Annotated in this window: 1 protein-coding gene and 1 pseudogene; both read right to left on the bottom strand. The window is 74.5% G+C overall.

Translation table 11 applies throughout. The annotated features are described in order from the left end of the window. Positions 1-372 (bottom strand): annotated as a pseudogene (locus CCN42_RS39975) (N-acetylmuramoyl-L-alanine amidase); the annotation flags it as partial. Positions 373-642: 270 nt separating this feature from the next. Next, positions 643-1682 (bottom strand): aminoglycoside phosphotransferase family protein (locus CCN42_RS39980; RefSeq protein WP_086742022.1); only part of this gene is annotated, 1040 nt, incomplete at its 5' end.

Here is a 1682-nt window from a genome sequence, read left to right on the forward strand (position 1 = left end):
GAACAGGGGCGGGCGGGAGTCGTCCCCGCGCGGATCCTCCGTGCCGTCGCCGTGGTGCGGGGGCGCGGCAGCCAGGGCGGTCCGGGCGTCGGTCAGGTGCATCGGGCCGTAGCCGCCGGTCACGCTCGGCGCGCCCCCGTGGGTGTCCCAGCGGGACTGGAGGTAGGAGACGCCGAGCAGCACGCTCTGCGGCACGTCGTACGCCGCGGACGCCGCGGCGAAGGCCTCCCGCAGACCGTCCGCGGACGAGCCGCCCTCGGCGGGCGGAGCGGCACCGAGCAACGGCAGCAGCAGAGCCACGCCGGCCAGGGCACCGACGGCACGCCGCCCGCGTCTCGGTCCGGCGGCTCCACGGGAATCGGTGACGGGCATGCAGCCTCCTGGGACGGTCGGGCGCGATGAGCCGTGCGGGGCCGGGCGTGACAGTGGTACCGGCTCTCCGACGATCCGTCAATCATGCAAGAGGCAGTGCGAATTCCCACGTCAGCGCGGCGTGCACGGAGTTTCGCGGCGGCGGGGGACGGGCCTGCGGGGCGTCAGTGGCGTACACCAATGGGGACATCGGTGAGGTGGCCGGGGAGGACATGGCGAGGTCCGCGGCGCGCCGTCGTCATCGGTGCGCCGCGGACCTCGCCGTCCCCGTCAGCGCGTGCCGACCGCCGCGCGCACGGCCCGTCGGGCCAGCTGGCAGTCGTCGTGCAGCCGCCGCAGCAGCAGCCGCTGTTCCTCGCCGGTCGGCGCGGCACCTGGGTGGGCTCCCGGTGCCATCGGGGCCGTGTCGTGCATCGAACGCTGCACGGCCGTCTCGTAGGTGCGGATCTCCCGGGTGAGCACCAGCATCAGATTGACCAGGAACGCGTCCCGCGAGGCCGGGCCCGCGGACTGCGCGATCTGACTGATCTGCCGCCGGGCCGCCGGGGCGTCCCCGAGCACCGCCCACAGCGTGGCCAGGTCGTAGCCGGGCAGGTACCAGCCCGCGTGCTCCCAGTCCACCAGCACCGGCCCGGCGGGCGACACCAGCATGTTCGACAGCAGGGCGTCCCCGTGACAGAACTGGCCCATGCCCTGCCGCCCCGCGGCCATCGCGATGCCGTGCAGCAGCTTCTGCAGGTCGCCCAGGTCCCGGTCGGTCAGCAGTCCCAGCTCGTGGTACCGGTTGATCCGCACCGCGTAGTCCAGCGGCGCGTCGAACGTGCCCGCCGGGGGCCGCCAGGCGTTCAGCCGGCAGATGGCGCCCAGCGCCGCCCGGATGTCCGCCCGTGGCGGGGCCTCGACCGGGTGCCGCTGCAACGCCGCCGCCCGTCCCGGCATGCGCTCGATGACCAGGGTGCAGTTCTCCGGATCCGCCGCGATCAGCCTCGGCACCCGCACCGGGGGGCGGTGCCGGACGAACGAGCGGTATGCCGCTATTTCATGACGGATCCGCTCCGACCACGCGGGGGAGTGGTCCAGTAAGCACTTGGCGACGGCCGTGCTGCGCCCGGTCGTGCCCACCAGGAGCACGGACCGGCCGCTGCGGCGGAGCACCTGCACCGGTGCGAACTCCGGGCAGATCCGGTGCACCGACGCGATCGCGGTGCGCAACTGGGCGCCTTGGGGGCCGGACAGATCGAGTCTCCCGCTGAGCGGTTGGGTGCCGAAGCCCCCGCCGCGCCGCGCCGTGCCCTGACCGAGCACGGGGG

Source organism: Streptomyces glaucescens (assembly GCF_002154375.1).
GTDB classification, from domain to species: Bacteria; Actinomycetota; Actinomycetes; order Streptomycetales; family Streptomycetaceae; genus Streptomyces; species Streptomyces glaucescens.